Origin of the sequence: Candidatus Protofrankia californiensis (assembly GCF_900634765.1) — a bacterium.
In the GTDB taxonomy this organism is placed as follows: Bacteria; Actinomycetota; Actinomycetes; order Frankiales; family Frankiaceae; genus Protofrankia; species Protofrankia californiensis.
The window spans coordinates 1-3,580 of sequence record NZ_CAAAFT010000225.1; the positions used below are offsets into that span (position 1 = coordinate 1).

Sequence of the window (3,580 nt, forward strand, 5' to 3'; positions counted from 1 at the left end):
CTACCTCACCGACATCCAGGCGTTCGTGTACAACACGTCGTCCGTCTTCGGCGCGGGTGATGCTCAGGGCAACATCATCCGCGGGCATCTGATCGTGCCGCTGCCCGGTCTCGGGGTGCTGCCGAAACAGGAACCGAACGGCTACTTCCCCGGGCCGGAGAACGGTCTGCCCACCGGCACGCAGCAGGGAGGCCAGAGCCGATGAGACACGTGCTGACCGGGTCACTGGGCCGGCTGGTGACCGTCCTACTCTTCCTTGGCGGGAGCCTCGCGATCCTGCTCTACCTGTCCACCGGTGCCGGGGTGCGGATACCGTTGATCAGCGGCAAGGAGTACACCGCCGTCGCCGTGTTCAAGGACATCGACAACCTGGTGACGGCAAGCCGGGTGCAGATCGCGGGTGTGCAGGTCGGCCAGGTCCGCGAGGTCACTCGCCAGGCTGACGGAATGCGGGTCAAGTTCTCGGTGGACGACAAGGCCGCCCCGCTCCACGAGGGGGTGGCCGTACGGTTGGGCGAGCGCTCACTCGTCGGCGAGGGTTACCTCGACGTCACCGACGGCAAGGGCAAGGAGCTCCGCTCCGGAGCCACCATCCCCGAGGACGGGGTGAAGCCGAGTGTGCAGCTGGGCGACATACTCGCCAGCCTGGACACGGACACCCGCGATGAACTGGGCAGTCTGGTCCGGTCGTTGGGGCAGGGCACCGACGGCCCCCAGCAGGACGTCTCCGGGATCCTGGACGGCCTGGGTGACCTCGGCCGGGAGGGGCACACCGCCCTGGACGCCATCGCGTCCCAGTCCGAGGATCTCAAGGCGCTGGCACAGGAGACGTCCACGGTGCTGCGGGCCCTCGACACCGGGCAGGGGCAGATCGCCACCCTGGTGAGCAACGTGGACCAGCTGACCCAGGCCACCGCGGGCCAGCAGCAGGCGATCGAGGACGTGCTCCGGCAGGCGCCCGGAGTGCTCGACAGCGCCAAGACGGCGTCCGGCACCCTGACGAAGCTCTCCGGGGCGTTGGCACCGGTCGCGGCCGACCTGAAGACGGCCTCTCCGCTGCTGACCGACGCGCTGGAGCAGCTACCCGCCACCTCAGCGGATCTGCACGGGCTGCTCCCTCCGCTGTCGGGGACGCTCGACCTGGCGCCCGACACGCTCAATCGCGTGCCCACCCTGGGCACCGATGTCCGCAACGTCATCCCGCCGGTGCGGACAGCGTTGCGGGATGTCAACCCGATGCTCGCGTTCATCAAGCCCTACGGGCCCGAACTGTCGGCCTTCTTCGCCAACTTCAACGCGATCATGCAGTACACCGACGAATCCGGAGCTCACTACGTCAGGCTGACACCTCTGGTCAACACATACTCCGTGCAGACGCCCGTGCCATATGAAGTGCTGACCTACACCAACCCGTACCCGGCACCAGGCACGGGCGCGAAGCCCGGTCCCTTCAGTGGGCCCTACCCGAGGGTGGAGCGGGACCCCGAATGAGGGTCCGCAGGCCCGCCATCCGGCGCTCGGCGGCGCGGGGGACTCGTCCCCCGCGCCGGCCGGGCGTGCCGCGCCGGCTGCTGGCATCCCCGTTCCGGGGGGTGCGCTGGCTGCTGGCGCGGCCGCGGCCGCGACTGCGGCGTCCGTCCGTGCGGGCCTGTGCCGGGTTCGCCGTCGTGCTGGTCGTGGCGCTGGCGACGGGGGTGGGGCTCACCCGGGTCGAGTCGGGCGTCCTTCCTGCCCGCCGGGGATCCGGCACAGCGCGCGTTACAGGAGTCCGCGCGTTCCTTCGGCGGCGATCCGATCGTCATCCTCGCGGAGTCCGCGAACGCACGTGAGCTGCTGGGCGCCGAGGAGATCACCAAGCTGGTGGCGTTGGAGGGCGACCTGGCGCAGTTGCCCGACGTCGCCGTGGTCTACGGCCCGGGGACCATCCTGAACCAGATCGCCGGCGCGGCGCAGAACCTGCTCGCGACCATCTCCGGCAAACGGGACGCCCTGCGGGCCGAGGCCGAGGAGCAGGCGCGCGCCGCCGGCCGCTCCGACGCCGAGGTCACCCAGGCCGCGGACGCGGCCGTCGCCCAGTACGACCTGCGCTACGGCAGCCTGCTCGTGCGTGGCCTGCCCGCCGGGCTGCCCACGCTGCGCAACCCGTCCTTCGTCAACGCCGTGGTGTTCGACCAGGACGGCTCCCCCCGCCAGCAGTGGCGGTTCGTGGTGCCGTCGCCGAACGCCGTCGCCATCCTGGTCCGTCCCCGGGAGGGCCTGGACCAGGCGGGAACCGAGCGGTTGGTGGCCGCCGCCCGAAAGGCCGCCCACGGCGCCGGGCTGCACACGAGCAAACTGACCGTCACCGGCATGCCCGCGATCGCCGCCGATCTCGGCGGGCAGGTGCGGCGCGAGATCCCGCTACTCGGTGTGCTGGCTCTCGGGCTGATCGTGGCCTGCTATCTGTTCGTGCCCTGGGTGCGCCGCCGCCACCGGCTGCTGCCGCTGACCGCCACGCTCGGCGCGACAGCGCTCACGCTCGCGGCCCTCGGCTGGCTGGGGCATCCGCTCTCCCTCGGTGTCGTGGCCTTCCTGCCCATCCTGGTCGGGATCGGCAGCGACTTCCCCGCCTACCTGATCCGAGGCGCCGAACCGCGGCGGGTGATCGTGGCGGCGCTGGCCAGCGCCGCGGGCTTCGCCTCGCTGGGACTCTCACCGGTGCCGTTCGTCCAGGACCTCGGATGGGCGCTCGCGGCCGGCGTCCTGCTCGCCGTCGGGCTGGGCTTCCTCACCCGGAGCCGGGTCGTCTACGCCACGGCCGAGCCGGCGGCGGGCGACGCGGCAGGCCGTGCGGTGGGCAAGGAGAAACCGGCGCGGACGATGTCGCGGCCGCGCCGGGCAGCCGTGCTGGTCATGCTCGTTGCCGTCGCGGGAGCAGGCTGGTCGGCGCTGGCGTTCCTCGACATCGAGGCCCGGCCGGACCGGCTCGCCGACGGTGTGTCCACACTGGCCGACGCGCAGCACGCCGAGAATGTGCTCGGATCGGCCGGCGAGGTCCAGATCCTGGTCCGCGGCGCGGACGTGACCACACCACAGGCACTGGACTGGATGCGGCAGGCCGAGGACTCCACCATCCGCCGCTTCGGGGACGACCTGCATCCCATCGTGAGTCTCCCCGACCTGCTGGCCTTCCTGGGAACCTCACCGACACCCGACCAGATCACGGCCGGGCTGGAGCAGCTCCCGCGCTACCTCGCCAGCGCGGTCGTGCGTGCCGACGGCCGGCAGGCGGTAATCAGCTTCGGCGTCGAGCTGGAGGACGTCGCGCGTCAGCAGACCCTGCTGCGGGACGTGCGGGCCGCGCTGCCCAAGCCACCGGAGGGGCTGACCGCCGAGCTGGTCGGGCTGCCGGTGGTGGCTGCGCGCGGATACGAGCTGGTGTCCAACGACCGCTACCCGGCGAGCCTGCTCGGGATCGTGGCGGCGGGGCTGGTGCTGTTGGTGGGCCTGCCCCGCCGTTCCGAGGCGGCGCGTGCCGTGCTGGCCGCGGCGCTGGCCACCGGGTGGGGGCTGGCCGGGGCGTGGCTGTGCGGCATCGCGC

At 72.0% G+C, this 3,580-nt stretch carries 2 protein-coding genes and 1 pseudogene; all 3 read left to right on the forward strand.

The annotated features are described in order from the left end of the window. Window positions 1-205 (forward strand): annotated as a pseudogene (locus DD1DGNOD_RS12310) (MlaD family protein); the annotation flags it as partial. Beyond that, complete coding sequence (locus DD1DGNOD_RS12315) at window positions 202-1,491, forward strand: MlaD family protein (protein ID WP_013873423.1); 1,290 nt, start codon at window positions 202-204, stop codon at window positions 1,489-1,491. The pseudogene DD1DGNOD_RS12310 and the gene DD1DGNOD_RS12315, both read left to right, overlap by 4 nt. Window positions 1,492-1,650: 159 nt before the next feature. Next, on the forward strand, window positions 1,651-3,580 hold a 1,930-nt coding region (locus tag DD1DGNOD_RS12320; protein ID WP_131770164.1), incomplete at its 3' end, for an RND transporter.

Coding starts and splice junctions, on each gene's coding strand:
- DD1DGNOD_RS12315 (WP_013873423.1), top strand. CDS start 202: ATGAGACACGTGCTGACCGGGTCACTGGGCCGGCTGGTGACCGTCCTA.